Below are 19773 nucleotides of genomic sequence, written 5' to 3'. Positions count from 1 at the left end.
ACGTAAGAATCTTCATCCAACATCTCACTCGTATTCATAAAAAGCATCATCATCCGTATCCACTTCTTCGCCCGTTTGCTTCTGGAAAAACTCCAGGAACGGCAGCCCGTACTTGCGGTACTTGACCTCACCGACCCCTTTGATATCCAGCATGTCACGTTCTGTCTGTGGACATACCACACTCATCTCGCGCAAGGTCGCGTCATTGAAAATAATGTACGACGGCACATGTTCTTTCGCCGCCAGATCACGACGGATCAGACGCAGCTGTTCAAATACCGTCTCGTTAACCGCAGATGGCATTGCATCGCGTCCACGACGTCCGCCGTAGTTTGTACCCGAAGCCGTCGCCGCCGTCTTGCGGACCACCCGCTGCATCACTTCACGCTGACCTTTGAGCACTTCCACTGCCAGTGGTTGCAAACGAACAACTGGATACTGCCCCTCGGAGAGCATCAGATACCCTTCGGACACCATAACGTTGATGATCTCGGCGATCTCACGCTCCGTACGATTGCCCATTACTCCATAGGTTGGCAGGGAGTTGAAGCCGTAATCTAGTACTTTTTTTGCACGGGAGCCTTTGAGCACCGAAGCGACCAGCGATACACCATACCGTTCACGCATGCGGTGAATGCAGCTGAATATTTTCTGCGCATCAATCGTCATATCCACCAGCTCACGGTCGTCCGTACATGAACTGCAAATGCCGCATGGCTTGTCCTCATGCACCTCACCGAAATAATCCAGCTGCGCACTGCGCAAACAACGCGTCGTGTAACAGTAATCCACCATCTGTTGCAGCTTCCGGTAATCGTTTTGTTTGCGGTCGCCCTCCATCGGGTTCTGCTCGATCAAGAACTTCTGGGTGATAATGTCCTGTGCTCCGAATAACAAAATGCACTGGCTCGGCTCTCCGTCCCGTCCCGCACGCCCGGCTTCCTGCACATATGCCTCCATGTTCTTCGGCATGCTGTTATGAATAACGTAACGCACGTTGGATTTATCAATCCCCATCCCGAACGCATTTGTCGCCACCATCACCCGGATATCATCGTACAAAAAAGCTTCCTGGCTCTGGGACCGTTCATCGTCCGTCATCCCGGCATGGTAGCGTCCTGCTGGCAATCCCGCCTGCAGCAAACGCTGATGCAAATCGTCTACGTCCTTACGGGTAGCGGCGTACACAATCCCCGGCTCGCTGGCATGCTCGCGCGCGTAATTCAGGACAAAGTCCTTTTTGCTCTCGCCGCGCAGCACGCTAAACGCCAGATTATCTCTCCCAAGTCCGGTCACATACGTCTGCGGGTCCTGCAAACGCAGGAGCCGCAGAATATCTCCCATGACTTCGGGCGTCGCTGTAGCCGTAAAGGCCGCAACCACAGGCCGCTCCGGCAAACTGTCCACAAACGGCGCTACCGCCAGGTAGCTTGTCCGAAAATCATGCCCCCACTGCGACACACAGTGGGCCTCATCCACAGCAACGCACGAGATTGGCAAATAGCCCATCTCCTCGCGGAACCAGTCTAGCTCCAGTCGCTCAGGCGCGACGTAGAGCAGCTTCAGCTCACCGCGCTGCGCTGCGCGGATACGATCATTCACTTCTTTGCCGCTGAGCGTACTATTAATATAGGCGGCTGCAATACCAGCCGTGGTCAGGGCATCAACCTGGTCCTTCATTAATGAGATCAGCGGGGAGACGACAAGCGTCAGACCCGAATACAACAAAGCGGGGATCTGATAACAGATCGATTTCCCGCCCCCGGTTGGCATAATACCAAGCGTATCTTCACGTTCGAGCAGGCTGGCTACGATCTTTTTCTGTCCCTCACGGAAGTCGGGGTAGCCATAATATTTTTGCAGGAGACCCTGCGCTTCTTCTAATGTAGGTGTTTGCACACTCATGTAAAGACTCCTTACTTATCACCGGTGTTCTTCCACCAGCTTGGTCCGATCCGATTCTGACATCCGAAAGCGGCATATACCGCATCCTTGACAACAAAATGGCGTTCTCATGACTTGTTCGTCAAGCAAACGCCGCTCCCTTTAGTTTAACGGCCCAGACCCGAATGAGCAACCGCGTTTTACTGTTAAACGATCTTTGGCAAATGTGTAACAGCGGTATATCCTGAGTGATCCGGAAAGAATGCAAGTAGAATCAGGTGTGAGTGAACATTCTAGGACAAATTAAAAAACAACCGCCTGCCCTTTTGGGGACAAGACAATTGTTTAGATTTAAAACACATTTGCTAATCTTTTAGCGCCTCAACTTCAGATTCAGTTAGACCACTCGTTTTGGCAATGACTGAAACTTCGATACCAAACGATAACATGTTCTTAGCAATCTCAAGAGCTTTTTTACGTTCACCCTTTTCCGTAGCCCACTCAATCATCGAGGCTTCATCGTGCAAATACTTTTGCCGTTCTTCATACAAGCGACGTGCTTCACGATCCTGACTCAGAAACTCCAGCGTATCCATCGCTTTCTTCAATGTAGGTTCATTCATTTGCAGCACCTCCCATTGTTTGTGGGGACGAGTTTTTTCTGTGGATTGCGTTGCTAATCTTTCAGTGCCTCAACTTCAGACTCAGTTAGACCACTTGTTTTGGCAATGACTGAAACTTCGATGCCGAATGAAAGCATATTTTTTGCAATTTCGATCGCCTTCTTTTGTTCGCCTTCCACTATACCTTTAGCAATGCCCTTTTCCGTAGCCCATTCAATCATTGAGGCTTCATCGTGCAAATACTTCTGCCGTTCTTCATACAAGCGACGTGCTTCACGATCCTGACTCAGAAACTCCAGCGTATCCATCGCTTTCTTCAACGTAGGTTCATTCATTTGTAGCACCTCCCAATTTGATTTGTCAGCACCTTTCAGGAACAAAAGCCAGTTAATCAGACCACCTTCCATCGGAACGGATTGATCATCCAGCTTGGACAGCTCCATAAAATGAACTTCGAGATCATCACTCAATTCAAGTCCAGTGTGGTCTTCCCTCAGATGAAATACATTATGATAACGCTCATTTTCGATAAACGAGTAATTTAAAATATTAATTGTCACACACTTTTTCAGTTCCTTGTAAGTTTGGCCTTCCTGCAACTGACTGGAATAACGCTTGCTCCAATAGTATAAGGTCCGCTTTTCAATATCGTATTTATTAAATAACTGCATCTCAATGTTGATCAATTTACCTTCAGCTGTTTTCGCCCAAATATCAAATATGGACTGTTTATCCAGCGGAGCATCTTTATCGGTATACGGATTAAGGAGTACAATCTCCGTCAGCGGCTGTTCCCCCGATTCTGCAAACGTTCGGTTCAAGAAAACTAGCAGTACATCTTTATTTTCTTCACTGCCAAAAATACGCTTGAAAACAAAATCGTTCCGAGGATCGAGCAAATCAGACATCTGACCATCAACTCCGTTTCTTTCTATTATACCATGCTTGGCATGCTTAATTGCAGCATCAACCACCTTTGGGCAAGTTAAACATTCCACATCAAACTACTACATCCTACTGCTTCTTTAAGTCCTGAATTTGCTAACAAGGCTCTCTTCCTCCATTTAACTTAGCTCTCGCTTGATTAAGGATTATTTTAACTTATTTGTTATTAATTAATATCCGCAATGTGTTACCATCGATTAATGATTAGCTTACAGAAAAGACATATGCGTACCTACATATCCATTACCTTATATCGTTTGATCCCACTGCCATTAAAGGAGGGCCGTTTTATTTATGTCGAAACAACATGCACATGCTAGTGACTGTTCAAACATCTCACCACCAAAATCGTGGATACGCCGACACCCGATAATCACCACATTTTCGATATTGATTTTTGTTCTGTTTGCCGCCGTATTCCTGTATTTCTGGCTTCGCCCTTACTTCTCCACGTTTGATCGATCCGAACAAGGAGATCTGAGCTACTCCATGCCTTCAAGAAACGGAGAATATACCGCCGAGATTTACGGTGTGCCCTATGGTGGTGCGGCAGGTGGAGTCACAATCTGGGTGGATGTGAAAAAAACGAATGATCCGAATGATTCCACCGTAAAAACCATTTATCGCGCCAAGCACCACGGACATAACCATCTGGAATGGGAAGATGAACACACGCTCCGAATCGAAAATTGGAATGAGTATGTAGATGAAACCATTACGCTAAATATCGATGAAGAAATCTATGACGGCCGGGGCTGGGCATGCCGAAGCTTGCGTACGAAGGATCAATACGTTCGCTGCTTTGCACGCGAAAAATAAAAACACAAATAAGCAGCCCCTCTCGCCGACTCTCACAGCAAGCAGGGCTGCTCTTATTCCACCTCTAGAACAGATCAACACTACTCTTTCTCTTTCTCTTTCTCTTTCTCTTTCTCTTCCGGGCCCCTGTTCCCCTTACTCACTACCGCTTCAAGCTTCTGCCGATTGGCGAGCAGGCCGGGGTCATTCGGCAGATACTCCCTTGCTTTGCTGTTATGCAGGAGCGCCTGCTCCCAGTTTCCTATGTGAGCGTAACAAAGTGAGAGCCTGGCGTGTGGCAGCCAAGTGCGGCATGCCGCAGGCACAGGGCGCAAACCCGGATCGCGGCTGCTGACATCGAGCGCTTGCATATACCAGTAGATGGCGGACACAATCTCCTGCCTCTCCTGGAAGCAGGCAGCGATGGCGCAGCAGAAGTCGGCATGCGGCAGGTCAAATTGAAATGATTGCAGCAGCGCACCCAGCTTCCGACCCGGCTCGCCAAGCCGCTCATAACATTCCGCCAGCCGCGCGCAGGCGATAAGCCGATCCTCGCGATAACCGCTCGGCTCCAGCAGCAGCTTCGCGTACGCCCGAACCGCCGCCGCATAACACCGGCGGTCATAACATTCGCCTGCATAATAGAACAGCAGGCGTCCCTGGGCTACGCCCTCTTCGGCGATCCATTTGCGCAGAATGCGCACGTTTCGCGCCGAATGATGGCCCGCTTCGCGGCGATGCGTGACGGCAATGTCTGCCGTAATGACACCGCTCTGCGGGAAGCCTAACTGCTCGTGCAGTCGGCCATGCCAGCGGCACCCCGCCTCTCGCTTAACGAGGCGCAACCGTCGGTCCGTCACGAGCGGACTTCCCTCCGGCCCCTCGGCCAGCGTATAGCCCAAGATCACAGCCGCCGTCTCACCGTCGGACGGCAGCTGCTGCTTCAACCTTTCCAGTTTCACCCGTTCCGCGGGCAACAGCACATCATCCGCATCCAACCACAGGATATATTCCTGTGTGGCCTGATCGAATGAATAATTCCGCGCTACGGCGAAATCATCATTCCACTCATACGTGTAGACCCGGTCGGTATATTGCGCAGCGATCTCCATGGTACGATCGGATGAACCGGTATCTACAATAACGATCTCGTCCGCGATGCCTGCGACCGAGTCGAGACAGCGCGCAAGTGTGCGTTGTTCGTTCTTCACAATCATACACAGGCTGATGGTAATCACGGTTTAAGCCCCTTCCTGTCTTACGCGTATTGCGGTCTTTTTTTATTTCAGCCTCATCTACTACCCTTCCCCAGTCTCCTGACGACGCAGACGTTTAACCTGATCCACCGCATTGTCCATCGCTTTCTTGCGCTGATTCATCAGGCGAAGGTGATTCTTCTCCACTGCGGCAAAATGTACGTGATCCAGCTCCATCCATTCCGTCAGTTGGTTTAGGGTTGGTGACATATACAGCTGCGTTTTCCGTCTTTTGCGTGCCACACAACATAGATATTTATGATGAACTTCCAGCTTCAATACTTCAAAATACGGCAGCAAGCACATCGCCAGATTCCCGGCATAGAACGTCTGCTTGTGATCGTAAAAGGGATGGTAACCATACGGCACGGTCACAACCAGGGTTCCCTCCTCCTGCAGCAGTCGGTGAATTTGCAGCAATAACGTCTCCGGATGGGCAAAATGCTCCAGCACTTCGCCAAGCAGTACTGTATCAAAGGTGGTTCTGGCTTTCCATTGTGTAATGTCCAGCAGGCGAAAATCCACATTGTTCCGCACGGGTCTGGACTCCTTCGCCAGTTCCTCGCGGGCGTATTGTATACTCTCTTCTTCCAGATCAATACCTGTAACACGAAACCCTTCACGCGCCAGCAAAATGGAAGTGATGCCCTGACTGCATCCGACATCCAGAATTCGTTTGCCTGTTGCTTCGCGGCACATCCAGTGAACACGGGTACGTGTGGCTTCGTGCGATTCCTCCGAATTGATCTCGCCATAATAACGTTCGCTCACTCGGTCATGATTCGCCATGGCTGCCTCCAGAATTTTCGTGCGATTGTTTGAGGTGTGGTTCACTGTGTGCTTCATGGTCTGACTTGATAGTTTCGGTGTGTCCCCGCTTATCCCCATCCACCGTCTGAGACACTCGCATGTTCTCATGAATTTGCATTTCATGTACTTCATTAACGTCTTGCACCACGTTCACTTCCGGCCGAATCGGCTGTCCAAGCACCACTATATTGCCACCGACACATCCGGCAGTAGCATTACGTGTATCGAAGATCAACTTGGCATGATCCGCCATCTCCTGATAATCGAAGCCCGTATGATCCGTCGTAATCATGACCAGATCAGCCCCTGCCCACAATGCTGGTGATGCTGGTTGAGCCTGGGCAACCGTACCATCATCCTTGCGGAACAAAGGCACCATCGGATCGGTGAAGACCACGTCTGCCCCTGCTTCACGAAGCAGTCTATAGACATCCAACGCTGGCGATTCACGCAAGTCGTCGATATCTTTTTTGTACGCCATACCCGCCAGTACAATTCGGGCTCCTTTCATCGATGAACCGTTCTGTTTGAGCAACTCGGCGGCACGTTTCACCACTCTTTCGGGCATTTGCCGATTGGTCGCATCTGCAAGCGAAATGAATTGCAGCTCCGATCCCTGACGGCCTGCGGCCCAGGACAGATAGATCGGGTCAATTGGAATGCAGTGTCCACCAATGCCCGGACCCGGATAGAACGGCATATAACCGAACGGCTTGGTTGCCGCAGCGTCCAGCACCTCCCAGATGTTTACGCCCATTTGCTCACAGGCAGGTGTCAGTTCGTTCACTAGCGCGATGTTCACGCTGCGAAACGTATTTTCAAACAACTTTGCCGTCTCCGCCACTGTCGTTGAACTAACGGGAACGATCTCGTTCAGGAACGAACCGTAGAATGCTTTTCCATAGGATAGACAGGCTGGCGTGGAGCCGCCAATGATCTTCGGTGTATTTTTCACCCCGTAATGCACACTTCCGGGATCTACCCGCTCTGGAGAATAACAGACATGGAACTGCTGTCCTACTTTCCACCCTTTTGCGGCTTCAATCGGCTGCTTTACACGCTCCTCGGTGGTGCCGGGATACGTAGTACTTTCCAATATGACAAGGCCGCCCTCCTGAAGATAAGGCGTTATGCCATCCACTGCTGCAGCGATAAATGAAATGTCTGGCTGGTGCTCCGCAGTTAAAGGCGTAGGCACACAGATAACAATGACATCCGCCTGTCCCACCGCTGCGAAATCAGTCCCCGCCATAAATAATCCAGCCTGAGCAAGGGATTGCACAACCTTATCCTCAATGCCGATCACGTACGATTTCCCGGCACGCAGCTTAGCCACTTTCGCCCCATCGATGTCAATTCCTTGCACCTGATACCCAGCCTGCGCCATCTCCACCGCCATCGGTAACCCGACATACCCAAGACCAATGACGGCAGCTTTCAGGGAGCGGTTGTTTATATTTTGAAGCGTGGTATCTCCCTGTGTTTCCTTATTTCCTTCGTGTTTGCTGCTCTCTACCATTCCTTCCACCTCCAAACGGTCCGCCTCCCTTCTATTAATCGATAAAGCCGCCTGCACGCAAAAATTGGGCAATCGCGGAACGGTTCATCATCGCGTTGTCCGAACGATACTCGGAAAAGATCACACGAGGCAGACCACTATACGGATCTGTCAGGCTTTTGTCCGGTTCCTGTGGCAAAATCACATAATATTGCTCGTCATATTTGTAGGTACGCGGTGCCTCGAATGGAGAAATGAGTACTTCATGCAATTTTTCGCCCGGACGAATCCCGGTTACTTTATAGTCGTGAGCCGGACGACCTGCCTGTTCCAGCATGACCGAAGCCAGATCCGTCATCTTGCAGGCCTTCATTTTCATTACAAATGTCTCACCGCCCACCGCAGCCTCAGCCGCCTTCAGCAACAAATGAATGGCCTCCGTCCGCGTCAGGAAAAAGCGGGTCATGCCTTTGTCCGTAATGGTCAGGCTCTTGCCTTCATCAATCTGACGACGGAACAATGGAACAACACTGCCACTGGTCCCGAGCACATTGCCCCCACGAATACACACAAAACGGGTGGACTCGCTCAATCCATTGGCACGAATCATCATCTTTTCACCCAGAGCCTTGGTCATGCCATAAACGTTAATCGGATCTACCGCCTTATCGGTGGAGACGTCAATGACTTTGGCAACCTGCATGCGAATCGCAGCACGGATAATGTTCTGCGTGCCGATGACGTTGGTCTTGAACGCTTCATCCGGCTGATCCTCGCATACCGGAACGTGTTTCAGTGCTGCCAGATGAAAAAGAACATCCACCCCACGACAGGCTTCCTCCACTGCCCGATAGTCGCGAATATCTCCGATGACAAAACGCAAACGTGCATCATGACCGAAATCCCGCTGCATCGTTATCTGGGCGTACTCATTACGCGAGAGAATCCGAATCTCGGCTGGATTCTGCTCCAGCAGTACCTCGGTCAGCTTTTGTCCCCAGGAGCCCGTGCCTCCGGTGATCAGAATCGTTTGTCCTTTAATCATGGTGAATCCCTCCTTGTTCAAATCATGAATTCGCGTAATACCGCAGCCATCTCTTCCCGGCTCAATCGGTCTTTCGGTGGTACTTTTTTGATGGATGTATTGTTGGAATGCACAATATTCACGTAATTGCGCGGAGCCAGCAGTTCATGCGGCAGCTCAATGACATTGCCATGTGTTCCCCGGCCCGGCAGCTTCACCCGGTATCCCGCAGCGTACTCAGCCGTTTTATATAGGTAAACATAGAACTGCGGGGAACGATGAAAAGCTGGCGCCATCTCATGATTCACGCTGTCCCACAAGTATCCATTCTGGTTGATGAGTGCTATCGTTCCGGGCTGCGGCTGCACGTCATAGAGCTGCTGAACAAAGGTCCTGTGATACAGATCATCCGAGTCCAGACGCGCCATGTAGATCTCCTCCGCCCCTTCTGCAAAAGCCAAGATGGCCCGCACACTTTCTATGGTTGTTCCAAAACGGATATTGGAAGGCAGCGGCTCCTGTTCAGCTAAAATGTCTTGCATCAATTCCCCCGATTCCTTGGAAAGCTTCACCACCGTCAGAAAATCCTGATTCGTCTGCGCCTTAAGACAATGAAGAGTGAAAGTACGAAAAATGCTCATTCGTCGCTCCAGCCACTCTCTTGTCAAGCGCTGTGGGTCCATTCCGTAATTGTTGAAGTTAATCTCAATAACCACTTTTCTGGACATGCCCTTCCTCCTCATCTTTTGTTGAACTTCTTTCAATTCAGTCAGACTATTTTCATAGTTTTTACAGCCCTTTCCACGCAAAAAATGCCTCCGTCAGCCTGAAACTGCTATACAGAAGCTCTCTCCAATCCAGCCGACTCTATAACGTATGAAAAATTAATAGAACCGGTCCGGACACTTGCACGGGTTTTTGCATAAATCAGCTTTTACATAAGCCCATCAACACCTTCCGGTCCCGGAAGTAGATTGATATATAACCGAAGATGCACCCTGCGGGTCGAACGCACAAAACGTTGCCGAAGCCGCAACATAGAATAGAGCAATTGAATTTTCAAAGGAGGCTTTATACCACAATGAGTCCAATCTATCTTGAAATGGATGGTGTGCTGGATCAACTTGAAGCCGCCGTGAGGGATAAGCGTCCCTTCTCTCTGGTCCGTGTGGGCGATGGTGAGAATATCGTCATGTCCCAGGAAACGGTCTGGAGCACGGAACAGGTTTTGCAGGAGCGATGGGCCATCAAGGCCAATCTGGGGCAAAAAGGACTGCGTCTACCCAATCTGCAGCTTCGGGATGAGGTTGCCGCTTCCTTGCAACGGGCAGATATCGTAGGTGTTCTTCCTCACGGGGACAGTACCATCAAAGCCCCGGAGCATCTCAAAAGACAGCTGACCGATACGGTGTTCGCGCATTTCGGCATCGCTCCGGCACTAACTTGCCATGCCTGTGTCAATCGGGAACTCGCGCAGGTGCCCCGCTTCTGGAATATGCTTGCCGGCAAGCGTATTCTGCTCGTTACCCGCGAGATTGAGCAGCTGCGAGCCATGCTCGTTCAAGAGCCATATCACCTGAATATTACAGCTGCGCTGCCCTTCGACGGCTGGGATCAGATGCAGGAAACACTGCAATGGATTCAAACGAATCAGGATACCTTCGATGTAGCTCTCTTCTCCTGTGGCGTGAACGCGGTTGTACTTGCGGAGCGAACAGCGGCACTTGCGGGCAAAGTAGCCATCGACTTCGGCAAAGCCAACAACATTATTTTGAAAGGCCGCGCTAACTAGTCTGAAAAAGTAGATACTACAACAAAAATCCCGGACTCCTTAGAGCCGGGATTTTTGTCTGCTCATCATAAGATGCCATATGATAACACTCTTCCTGTTGAAACTTCTGTTCATAGGAACCAATCGGTGGCTGCAATACCATAGAACACCTCAGGTCCGGTCCGTACAGATGTGGACACCCCGGAAATAAACGAGGTATATACACTTTCCAGTGCAGGCGGTGCGGACAGATCCTGTGCAGTGAACGAATGGAATTCAGCGCCACCGTTCTGACCTATCGTACCTTCGGCGCGATAGATCACAAAAAACGGATCGTAAACACTGCCCCGAACAAGCTCAACAACGAACGTATCCCCCACTTCTCCTGTAACGCCAACCGTGCCATTCAAGGTGATAATGGGGTTTGGGACACCAAGGGTCTGCAGACCAATGGAGCCGAACGCTTCTGGTGATGGGCCCAGAGACAAACCGGGCTGTCCTACGGTTCCCGAGTTCATCGAAGTTCTCATATCGAGAAACACACCCATGAGTAACACCTCCAATGCTATGGGATACGTTATTCTATGAATCTCAACTCTCTTTGGATTGGATGGGTAACAGATTCTCTCCACCTATTTTTATTTGCCCCCGGTTAATGGTATATTGGACTGCATAACGAAATGAACGGATCGTATGCACACAAGCGGTACAGGCTGTTCAGAAGGAGATTACTATTTATGAATAAACGTAAACGCCCAACAGGCAATACATCCGCCAAAGGGAAAACATCCGCAGGTTCGTCCACAGCGCGGTCCGGTCGGTCCACTTTTACTTCCGCCAAATCATCAGGACCATCCGCATCACGTAATACAGGTGCGACGAAAAAGCCAGTAGCATCCAAATCCTCCGCGGCTCCCAAGAAAGCCGGAGCACCCAAACCCAAAGCAGCCAAACGCTCGGGCAATTCCTATTATCGCAAGCAAGAACCACCACGTCCGTACAAGGTTACTGAACCTGATGAGCTGCTCAACTTCTTGCTGAAACATTTGAAGTCCGGCCGGAATGCCGTCAAATCCATTCTGGGTCGCGGACAGGTCTCCGTTGATCAGAAAGTGGTGACCAAGTTTAATCTGGAGCTTACGCCGGGGCAGATCGTAACGATCAGCAAAGAAGGCGCTGTTGCCGCTCCTTCCCTGACCGGGATTAACATTTTGCATGAAGACGATGATATCATTGTCATTCGCAAGGAAGCTGGACTGTTATCCATTGCCGCTGACAAGAGTGATGATCTTACCGCTTATCGCCAGCTGACCGAGCATGTTCGCCGTACCGACGCTCTGAACCGGATATTTATTGTACATCGTCTGGACCGTGACACTTCGGGTGTCATGATGTTCGCGAAGAGCGAAGAAGTGCAGCAGAAGCTGCAGGACAACTGGAAAGAAAATGTACAGGAACGTTTGTATGTTGCCCTTGTGGAAGGCGCCGTTGCAAAAGAAGAAGGCACCATTTCCTCATGGTTGAAAGAAACCAAGACGCTCAAAATGTATTCCAGTTCTCGCCCGAATGATGGACAACATGCCATTACACACTACAAACGTCTACAATCGAACCGTGAGTTCTCCCTGCTGGAAGTCCGTCTGGAAACGGGTCGCAAAAACCAGATTCGTGTGCATATGGAAGATTTGGGCCATCCCATTGCAGGCGACAAAAAATACGGTGCTCACACCAAAACACTGGGTCGCCTCGGACTGCATGCACGGGTACTCTCGTTCATCCATCCAACGTCGGGTGAGTTGATGAGGTTTGAGACCGATATTCCAAAACAGTTCCTCTATCCATTCCGTACGGATGCTCCGCCAGCGAACTAACGGGATGATTCATAGAACAGGCATCGCTGACTCAGCGATTTCAGCCGATTCTGGACAAGCCGCGGTGCCGGAACTGGCCGATGGCCTGACCACGCCTGAAAGGAGGAAGCGATGCTGAAAAACGTGCTGATTACCGGTTATCGTGCACATGAACTACAGATTTTTGGACAGAAACATGAGGGAATTCCTTTCATCAAAAAGGCGATCTCCTCCCGCCTTACACCTCTGGTCGAAGACGGGCTGGAATGGGTACTGACACCAGGCCAATACGGTGTAGACCTGTGGGCCTGTGAAGTGGTGCTTGAGCTGAAGAAGACGTTCCCGGATCTGAAGCTGTCGATCATTACCGCTTTTCAGAATCCCGAGGAACAATGGAAGGAAGACAAACAGGAGTATTATCGCTCCATTCTGCAAGGTGTGGACTATTATGGCGCGATTAGTCGTCAGCCGTATATCGGCCCGTGGCAGTTTACTGCGCGGGATGACTTACTGCTGCGCAAAAGCGACGGTCTCCTGCTCGTGTATGATGAAGATGCCGGGGATGGCAGTCCCCGTTTTATAAAGGAAAAAGCGGTCAAAAAACAGCAGAATGAAGATTACACGATCATCAGCATCACCTCGGAGGATATTCAATCGGTTGCCGAAGATGAACGGATGAACGATGTCGGGGATTACGAAGATCCTTCATTCTGATCTGTGCACGACTGGGGAGTAGCAAAGAATGACGTACATATGTTTTTTTTGGCGGTAGGTTGGGTATAAGTAGTAGTAAAACTGCGATTACCATGTCGTATGGGACAAAGGGGAACTGCAACCATGACATTAACGCCAGAGCAGCGCATTCAACTGCATGGATTCAACAACCTGACCAAGTCGCTGAGTTTCAATATGTACGATATCTGTTATACGAAAACCAAAGATGAACGCGAAGCTTACATTGAATATATTGATGAACAATATAATGCGGCCCGGTTGAGCAAAATCCTGAACAACGTGTCTGACATTATCGGTGCCCATGTGCTGAATGTCGCCCAACAGGACTATGTTCCCCAGGGTGCAAGTGTGACGATGCTTGTCTCGGAAGGCCCCATTGTGGAGATCCCTGAAGAATCCTTCGATGAATCTCCAGGCCCTCTGCCCGATAATGTTGTCATGCAGCTCGACAAAAGCCATATTACCGTTCATACGTACCCCGAATTCCACCCGAGCGAAGGCATCAGTACGTTCCGGGCAGATATTGACGTCTCTACCTGTGGTGAAATCTCGCCGCTAAAGGCACTGAACTATCTAATCCACTCGTTCGATACGGATATCATGACGATGGATTACCGGGTACGTGGTTTTACACGGGATACGAGTGGACGCAAACTGTTCATTGATCATGAGATCGGCTCGATCCAGAATTACATTCCGGATGAGATCAAGAGTAGCTTCGACATGATTGACGTGAACGTCTATCAGGAGAACATTTTTCACACCAAATGCAAACTGAAAGAATTCGATCTCGATAACTATCTGTTTGGTTATACCAAAGATAAACTGAGCAAAGCCGAGCAACAGGAAATTACGGAGTGGTTGAAGCTGGAGATGGATGAGATATATTATGGCAAAAACATCAACCGTCCTTCTTAATGGCTTATTCGTGAGGACTGATTCATACGGGCTGGAACAAGGATAAGATGTCATGAAGCAGGATTTCTAAATGGAAGCCTCCGTCATGCTCATGTCCTTTTCTTTTGCCTAACTTGACAGGCAGTAGCTCATTTTTTTATGATGAAAGCAATTGCATTTTCCATTGAAGGAGACTGAGCCGTTGATTGAAACGAACACTTCCAGACGCAATGAATCTCTGTTACAAGCGCTGAACGTGCAGCACAAGGTTACCACTGAAAATATTGCCAATGCAGACACACCCAATTACAAAAAGAAATCGGTGGAGTTTGAGGAAGAGCTTAGACGTATCATTGAGAATGACAAAACAGATCAGTTGGATATGAAGCGGACTCATGAAAAACACTTTCCGGTCAGTAATCCCAATGACTCCATCGTAAACTACCGGATTGTCGAGAACAACGAAACTTCCATGAATAATAACAACAATAACGTTGATATTGACAAGGAAATGGCGAACCTCTCGGAGAATCAGCTTATGTATAACTACATGGTTGATCGGGTCAGCGGGCACTACAAGAAAATGAAAAATCTTTTGCAGGATATGAAATAAAGAATGGTAGAGCAGCCCTTTGGCTGCTTTTTGTTTTGTCTATATTCGGAAATATGTAGATGATCTATATTGAATTATATTGATCTATATTGAACGCATTTAGCGTCGCTTTTCTTTTCCTAATCAGGAGGATATGCTCCCCTACTTGTGCCCTTTTTCGGTATCCTCTCTGTTTCGTAGTATAATGAGATAAAATGTATGATTTCATATCCAATAAAAGAGGTGCAACATGGCTCCACGTCATTTAAATGCTTTTCAAGGCTCCAAAGTCCGGCTAGCTGCTCCTTGCCCAGAAGACTGCATGCGGCTCTCCCGCTTTACTGACAGTTATGATTACTTGCGTAATCTGGATACCGATATTGCTGTTCCGCTAACGCCGGATGAGACGGGGTCATCCGCAGTTCGCAGAGACAACGGCTTTGAATTTGCACTGCGTACTCTCGAGGACAATCGGTTCATCGGATTCACGGCCCTCTACCGAATTGAGTGGAATAACCGCTCTGCACGCCTGGCCATTGGTATTGGTGATGACAAAGATCGGGGTAAAGGATACGGCAGTGATGCTCTCGCCCTGATTATTCGTTATGGATTCCATGAATTGAATCTGAACAGAATTGCGCTGGAAGTAATTGAATACAATGAGACTGCCCGACGCGCCTATCTGAAAGCCGGATTTCGGGAGGAAGGCCGCCAGCGTTCTGCCGTTCTACGGGATGGCACGCATTATGATCTGATCTTGATGAGTATTCTTGCAGAAGAATGGTCAACGCAGACCAAACTTCCGCTCGCGTTTCAGTCCACTCATGCCCAAGGAACTAAACAGAACGAAGATCACTCAGACTCACGATTGGTCGCTGCCGAAGGATCTGCGTTGTCCTTACTTAACGCCAAAGGGACTGAGAACTCTCCTGTCCAACCTCGGATTGGTGTCGGAGCGGTCATCCTCAACGAACGTAATGAAGTCCTTTTGGTTTGGCGGAATCGTCAGCCTGAACAGTACACCTGGAGTATCCCTGGGGGCAAAGTGGACCCGTACGAATCCATTGAAACGACCGTCATTCGGGAGATCAAAGAAGAAGTCGATCTGGATATTATCATCGACAAGCTGCTCTGCACCGCAGAGACGATCCGACCTGAACAACAGGAGCATTGGATTTCCGTCCTCTACTCCACTCGAGTTATTGGCGGCGTTGCTCGTAACCTCGAAGAAGGCGGAGCAATTGGTGAGATTGGTTGGTTCCCGCTGGATGATCTGCCATCGCCGCTCGCTAGTTTCGCGGTGCCTGGTCTGGAAGCTGCGAAAAAACTCCATCTTTATTCTGAAGATTGAAATCGGGAAAACTATTCTCTAGTATGTATGGTCAGACAAGTCATATGAAGAATAACAGCCGCCAAGCTCCTGTCTTTAAGACAAAGGGGAGCTTGGCGGCTGTTTTCAGTTTTCTGCACAAATTCCTTCTTTGTGGTAGTCTCAGTACGTGTATACATAACTTTTTTTTTCCAAAATCAAGAACCGTTTGGTCCTTTCCACGGTCTAATACGCAACAACATCCATGAAAGGAGGAGCCATGTGACCCCTGCTCAACTGACCATCGCCGCACAAAAAGGGGATGCCGAGGCTTTTGCAGCCTTAATGGAGATGCATCAGAGTCGACTGTTCCGGATCGCCTATGCCTATCTGCACAACGAGGGCGATGCGCTGGAAGCGATACAGGAATCCACCTACAGAGCTTATCGAAAGCTCAAGAAATTAAAAGAACCCTCCTATTTCGCCACTTGGCTGATCCGCATTCTGCTAAATTACTGTGCGGACGAACGCAAACGCAAGAGCCGGTTCAGCCACGTTACCGAAATTCATGAACCTAGCAGCTGGGACCGGCCCGCAGACCCTGATCTGGCCGCAGCCGTCTCTGCGCTGGATCGGGATTGCAAACAGATTATTATTCTAAGTTATTTCGAAGGTTTCTCCTTAACAGAAGTCGCTGATATTCTGGAAATCCCGACCGGAACCGTAAAATCCCGACTGCACCGGGCACTCGGACAGCTCCGTAACCAACTTGAAACGAAAGGAGATGTAACTCATGAGCGATGAAATGAAGCCATTTGAAGCCATTGAGCAGCGTCTGAATGATCGTAAAACAGAGTACGACGCCATGTCTGTACCGGATGCCGCAGCATATCAGGCTGTACAGGCCGGAATCCGTCAGGCTGCGCGCAAGCGCAAGTCCCGGCTGCGCTGGTATATGAGCACCATATCTGCAGCCGCGATCATCCTCGTGTTTACGGGATGTATTCGCGTCTCCCCCGCCTTTGCATCCTTTGTGGAGCAACTGCCGGGCATGGAGGGTATCGTCAGTATGATTCGCCAGGATAAGGGGTTAATGATGGCCATCGATCAGTCTCTCTTGCAGAAGGTAGGCGTAACTGACGAGCATAATGGAGCTTCAATGACCGTGGACAGCATCATTACAGATGAGTCACGCATGGTTATTTTTTACACGATGAAAGGCATGAAAGATCCAGACAAAGGTATGTATGACATCGATTTGCTTGATGAGCATGGTAAGAATCTTCCTGTTGGATTTAGTTATTCTTCCCCTAAACCGACTTCAGACGAGAATGTCTATGAAAATTATATCGATGTTATCTTTACTGGCGATGCTTCACCCCCCGAAGAACTAAGTGTTGTATTTAAATCCAGATATAAAGGGAGTTCTAAAGAGTGGAAAGTTACTTTCCCAGTAGACACTGATTTAACGAAAGGTATGAAAAAAATCATCCCGGTAAATCAAACGTTAATGGTAGATGGGCAGCGTATTGATGTTAAACAGGCTACCCTTTATCCAACTCGTTTTGTGCTTGATGTAAAATTCGATCCAAAAAATACAAAGAAGATCTTTGGACTGGATGACCTGCAATTGGTCGATGAACAAGGCCGCGCATGGAGAACAAACACCACAACAGGTGAGGATGAACGATCCATTTACTTTGAAAGCATGTACTTCTCTATTCCGAAAAAGCTGACTTTACAAGGATCTGGATTTTCGGGGCTGAATAAAAATGAACTGGATATCGTCGTTGATCTGAAATCACACAAGATTACAGGCGGTCCATCTGGATTGAAGATGCTTGGAAGCAAGGTCGTTGGCAAAGATTTGGTTATCCATTTCTCAGTAGACGGTAGTATGGAAGGCAAGTTCATTCTAGCATTCGGAGATGTTATGGACAAAGCAGGTAAATCATATCAGATTCCAGGCTCCAATTGGAGCAGTGGAGATGGAACAGATGAAAGACATACGATTATCTCTTCTACTATTCAAAATGGGGCCAAGATAAAAGGGGAAATAAAGATGCATATTTCCACCTATCCAATGAAATTTAAATCACCATTTTCAATGGAAATCCCGGTGAACCCTTAATCATTTTCAGAAGCATACTGATATAAACGCAATTATTCTTTATAATGGAAACATTCGTTAAATTGATATGTTCATAGGAAAGGGTGTTTCCACAATGAATAACCGTTCGATCCGTTACCCGCAACCACTCGCTCCGGGAAATACCATTGGCGTCGCTGCACCATCCAGCGGTGTAAGTGAATCTTTGCATCATTACCTTGAAGAGAGCAGACACAACATGGAGCGCCTTGGTTTTGGGGTTCAGGAGAGTCCATTTCTACGGCATAACGCCAAATGTGTAAGTTCATCCAAGGAAGATCGCGCTGCCGAGATCAATGCATTTTTCCGTGACCCTGAGATTCAGGCTATTATCCCTCCGTGGGGTGGGGAGTTCCTTATGGATATCCTGCCCCTGCTGGATTGGAAGGCCTTGAAAACGTTACCGCCCAAATGGGTCATGGGATATTCGGATATCAGCACCTTTTTATTCGCTTACACCCTGATCACCGGAACGGCTTCGGCACATGGCACGAACTACGTGGATCTTAGATCCAGTGAACTCGATCCGGTGACCGCCCAGTGGATTGATGTATTACAGACTGGCCAGGGAGGGCAGATTACTCAATCTTCCTCCACTCACTATCAATCGGAATGGAAACCGGAGTTAGCCGGGTTCAACCTGGATACCCCTTCTCGCTGGAAACAGCTGGGGCAACCCGAAGGAGCAAACTCGCAGGTTACATTCTCAGGTCGGTTGATCGGCGGCTGTATGGATACGATCACTAGTCTCATTGCCACGCCTTACGCACCAGTTGAAGTGTATCTTGATCAGTATTGTGCAGAGGAAGGAACGATCTGGTATCTGGAAAGCTGTGAGATGAATGCGGGTGATATCTACCGTCATCTGTGGCAGATGAGACAGGCTGGCTGGTTTGCTGGTGTTAAAGGCTTCATGCTTGGCCGACCTGCTGGTTATTCGGATACAGGAGATTTCAACTTCACCGATGCCCTGTCTTCGGCTCTCGGAGATATGAATGTTCCCGTATTGTATGACGTGGATCTTGGTCACATCCCGCCACAATTAACTTTTGTGAATGGCGCACTGGGCAACGTGGCTTATGAGAATGGGCATGGAAGACTTGAGATGGCATTTGTGTGATCACCTTTTGTAGGCAGATGCATACCTTGAAGTAAGAAATTATTTTGAGGAAGGGTTGTGCATCATGTCTGAATCCACATCCACACCATCCGCACGGGTCGTATACCAAGCCAATCAACCAATGCTCCAATCCGTGCAAAGTGTGCGGGATATGCTTCATCATACAGCCCGGCAGCATGTAGGCAAGAAGGTGCAAGTCCAGAATATCGATGGTCAGGTATGGGAAGGTGTCATTATCAGCGCAGATCGGGGAATATTGTATCTCCAGGTTACGCCGATGCATGGATATCCTGAGCCGCGTGCCTTGTTTGGACCAACCATTCTGCCACTGGTGCTGTATGAGCTGTTGGTCATTACCCTGTTGATGTAGTTGTTTTTTGTTTCGATCGAGCCTAATCCAAGAAGCTTCGCTCCCTTTGACCATCGTGCCCCGGGAGCGGAGCCTTTTTTGGGGTTTTAGGAGTAATTGGGTTATCAATTTGGTGTGAATGTATGCATTAATCTCTGCAAAC

Annotated in this window: 19 protein-coding genes and 2 pseudogenes; 12 read left to right on the top strand and 9 right to left on the bottom strand. The window is 49.0% G+C overall.

Annotated elements, in window-relative coordinates; translation table 11 throughout:
• Nucleotides 1-24 precede the first annotated feature (24 nt).
• The 3 genes and pseudogenes from recQ to ACDJ58_RS06160 form a co-directional block, all read right to left on the bottom strand.
• Complete coding sequence (gene recQ, locus ACDJ58_RS06170; RefSeq protein ID WP_413376346.1) at nucleotides 25-1905, bottom strand: DNA helicase RecQ; 1881 nt, start codon at nucleotides 1903-1905, stop codon at nucleotides 25-27.
• A 344-nt stretch (nucleotides 1906-2249) separates the two neighbouring features.
• A pseudogene (locus tag ACDJ58_RS06165) lies at nucleotides 2250-2522 on the bottom strand (PD-(D/E)XK nuclease family transposase); the annotation flags it as partial.
• A 38-nt stretch (nucleotides 2523-2560) separates the two neighbouring features.
• The gene (locus ACDJ58_RS06160) at nucleotides 2561-3415 is read right to left on the bottom strand and encodes an Rpn family recombination-promoting nuclease/putative transposase (RefSeq protein WP_090901965.1); all 855 of its coding nucleotides are present in this window, start codon (nucleotides 3413-3415) and stop codon (nucleotides 2561-2563) included.
• A gap of 331 nt (nucleotides 3416-3746) precedes the next feature.
• On the opposite strand from ACDJ58_RS06160, the gene ACDJ58_RS06155 reads away from it, so the two are divergent.
• Complete coding sequence (locus ACDJ58_RS06155) at nucleotides 3747-4271, top strand: DUF5412 family protein (protein WP_413376344.1); 525 nt, start codon at nucleotides 3747-3749, stop codon at nucleotides 4269-4271.
• An 80-nt stretch (nucleotides 4272-4351) separates the two neighbouring features.
• Here the strand turns inward: ACDJ58_RS06155 and ACDJ58_RS06150 are convergent, their stop codons facing one another.
• From ACDJ58_RS06150 to ACDJ58_RS06130, 5 genes are read right to left on the bottom strand one after another with little or no spacing between them, the layout of a single operon-like run.
• Complete coding sequence (locus tag ACDJ58_RS06150; protein WP_413376342.1) at nucleotides 4352-5488, bottom strand: glycosyltransferase; 1137 nt, start codon at nucleotides 5486-5488, stop codon at nucleotides 4352-4354.
• 60 nt (nucleotides 5489-5548) lie between these two features.
• On the bottom strand, nucleotides 5549-6295 hold the full coding sequence (locus ACDJ58_RS06145) for a class I SAM-dependent methyltransferase (protein ID WP_413376340.1): 747 nt from the start codon (nucleotides 6293-6295) through the stop codon (nucleotides 5549-5551).
• A complete protein-coding gene (locus ACDJ58_RS06140; protein ID WP_413379519.1) occupies nucleotides 6282-7844 on the bottom strand; it encodes a nucleotide sugar dehydrogenase in 1563 nt (520 codons plus the stop codon). The genes ACDJ58_RS06145 and ACDJ58_RS06140 overlap by 14 nt, the downstream gene beginning before the upstream one ends.
• Nucleotides 7845-7869: 25 nt before the next feature.
• Entirely contained in the window at nucleotides 7870-8859 is a 990-nt protein-coding gene (locus ACDJ58_RS06135) for a polysaccharide biosynthesis protein (protein WP_413376337.1), read from the bottom strand.
• A gap of 17 nt (nucleotides 8860-8876) precedes the next feature.
• Complete coding sequence (locus ACDJ58_RS06130) at nucleotides 8877-9566, bottom strand: glycosyltransferase (RefSeq protein ID WP_310852291.1); 690 nt, start codon at nucleotides 9564-9566, stop codon at nucleotides 8877-8879.
• Between the two features lie 353 nt (nucleotides 9567-9919).
• Here ACDJ58_RS06130 and ACDJ58_RS06125 point away from each other — a divergent pair, with 353 nt between their 5' ends.
• Nucleotides 9920-10630, top strand: coding sequence for a GT-D fold domain-containing glycosyltransferase (locus ACDJ58_RS06125; protein WP_413376335.1), 711 nt, complete (start codon nucleotides 9920-9922; stop codon nucleotides 10628-10630).
• 110 nt (nucleotides 10631-10740) lie between these two features.
• On the opposite strand, the gene ACDJ58_RS06120 is transcribed toward ACDJ58_RS06125, so the two are convergent.
• Entirely contained in the window at nucleotides 10741-11157 is a 417-nt protein-coding gene (locus tag ACDJ58_RS06120) for a hypothetical protein (protein ID WP_413376334.1), read from the bottom strand.
• Nucleotides 11158-11346: 189 nt separating this feature from the next.
• On the opposite strand from ACDJ58_RS06120, the gene ACDJ58_RS06115 reads away from it, so the two are divergent.
• The 10 genes and pseudogenes from ACDJ58_RS06115 to ACDJ58_RS06070 all read left to right on the top strand — a co-directional run bounded on the left by ACDJ58_RS06115 (nucleotide 11347) and on the right by ACDJ58_RS06070 (nucleotide 19631).
• Entirely contained in the window at nucleotides 11347-12480 is a 1134-nt protein-coding gene (locus ACDJ58_RS06115; RefSeq protein WP_413376332.1) for an RluA family pseudouridine synthase, read from the top strand.
• A gap of 111 nt (nucleotides 12481-12591) precedes the next feature.
• Nucleotides 12592-13173 (top strand): DUF1273 domain-containing protein, encoded by a 582-nt coding sequence (locus ACDJ58_RS06110; protein WP_179087229.1) that lies wholly within the window; start codon nucleotides 12592-12594, stop codon nucleotides 13171-13173.
• Between the two features lie 123 nt (nucleotides 13174-13296).
• A complete protein-coding gene (gene speD, locus ACDJ58_RS06105) occupies nucleotides 13297-14112 on the top strand; it encodes an adenosylmethionine decarboxylase (protein ID WP_064639879.1) in 816 nt (271 codons plus the stop codon).
• A 181-nt stretch (nucleotides 14113-14293) separates the two neighbouring features.
• Nucleotides 14294-14704 (top strand): flagellar basal body rod protein FlgB, encoded by a 411-nt coding sequence (gene flgB, locus ACDJ58_RS06100; protein ID WP_413376329.1) that lies wholly within the window; start codon nucleotides 14294-14296, stop codon nucleotides 14702-14704.
• Between the two features lie 229 nt (nucleotides 14705-14933).
• Nucleotides 14934-15428 (top strand): annotated as a pseudogene (locus ACDJ58_RS06095) (GNAT family N-acetyltransferase); the annotation flags it as partial.
• Between the two features lie 198 nt (nucleotides 15429-15626).
• Complete coding sequence (locus ACDJ58_RS06090; protein ID WP_413379516.1) at nucleotides 15627-16034, top strand: NUDIX domain-containing protein; 408 nt, start codon at nucleotides 15627-15629, stop codon at nucleotides 16032-16034.
• Nucleotides 16035-16274: 240 nt separating this feature from the next.
• Complete coding sequence (locus ACDJ58_RS06085; RefSeq protein ID WP_413376327.1) at nucleotides 16275-16796, top strand: RNA polymerase sigma factor; 522 nt, start codon at nucleotides 16275-16277, stop codon at nucleotides 16794-16796.
• Nucleotides 16786-18123 carry a DUF4179 domain-containing protein gene (locus ACDJ58_RS06080; protein ID WP_413376325.1) on the top strand — a complete coding sequence of 446 codons (1338 nt, stop codon included), beginning with the start codon at nucleotides 16786-16788 and terminating at the stop codon, nucleotides 18121-18123. The genes ACDJ58_RS06085 and ACDJ58_RS06080 overlap by 11 nt, the downstream gene beginning before the upstream one ends.
• 94 nt (nucleotides 18124-18217) lie before the next feature.
• Nucleotides 18218-19261, top strand: a complete 1044-nt coding sequence (locus ACDJ58_RS06075; RefSeq protein WP_413376323.1) for a S66 peptidase family protein — start codon at nucleotides 18218-18220, stop codon at nucleotides 19259-19261.
• A 64-nt stretch (nucleotides 19262-19325) separates the two neighbouring features.
• On the top strand, nucleotides 19326-19631 hold the full coding sequence (locus ACDJ58_RS06070; RefSeq protein ID WP_413376321.1) for a hypothetical protein: 306 nt from the start codon (nucleotides 19326-19328) through the stop codon (nucleotides 19629-19631).
• Nucleotides 19632-19773: the final 142 nt, after the last annotated feature.

This window comes from Paenibacillus taichungensis, from assembly GCF_047302525.1.
Lineage (GTDB): Bacteria > Bacillota > Bacilli > Paenibacillales > Paenibacillaceae > Paenibacillus > Paenibacillus taichungensis_B.
This window is presented reverse-complemented; position numbering and strand designations above follow the sequence as displayed.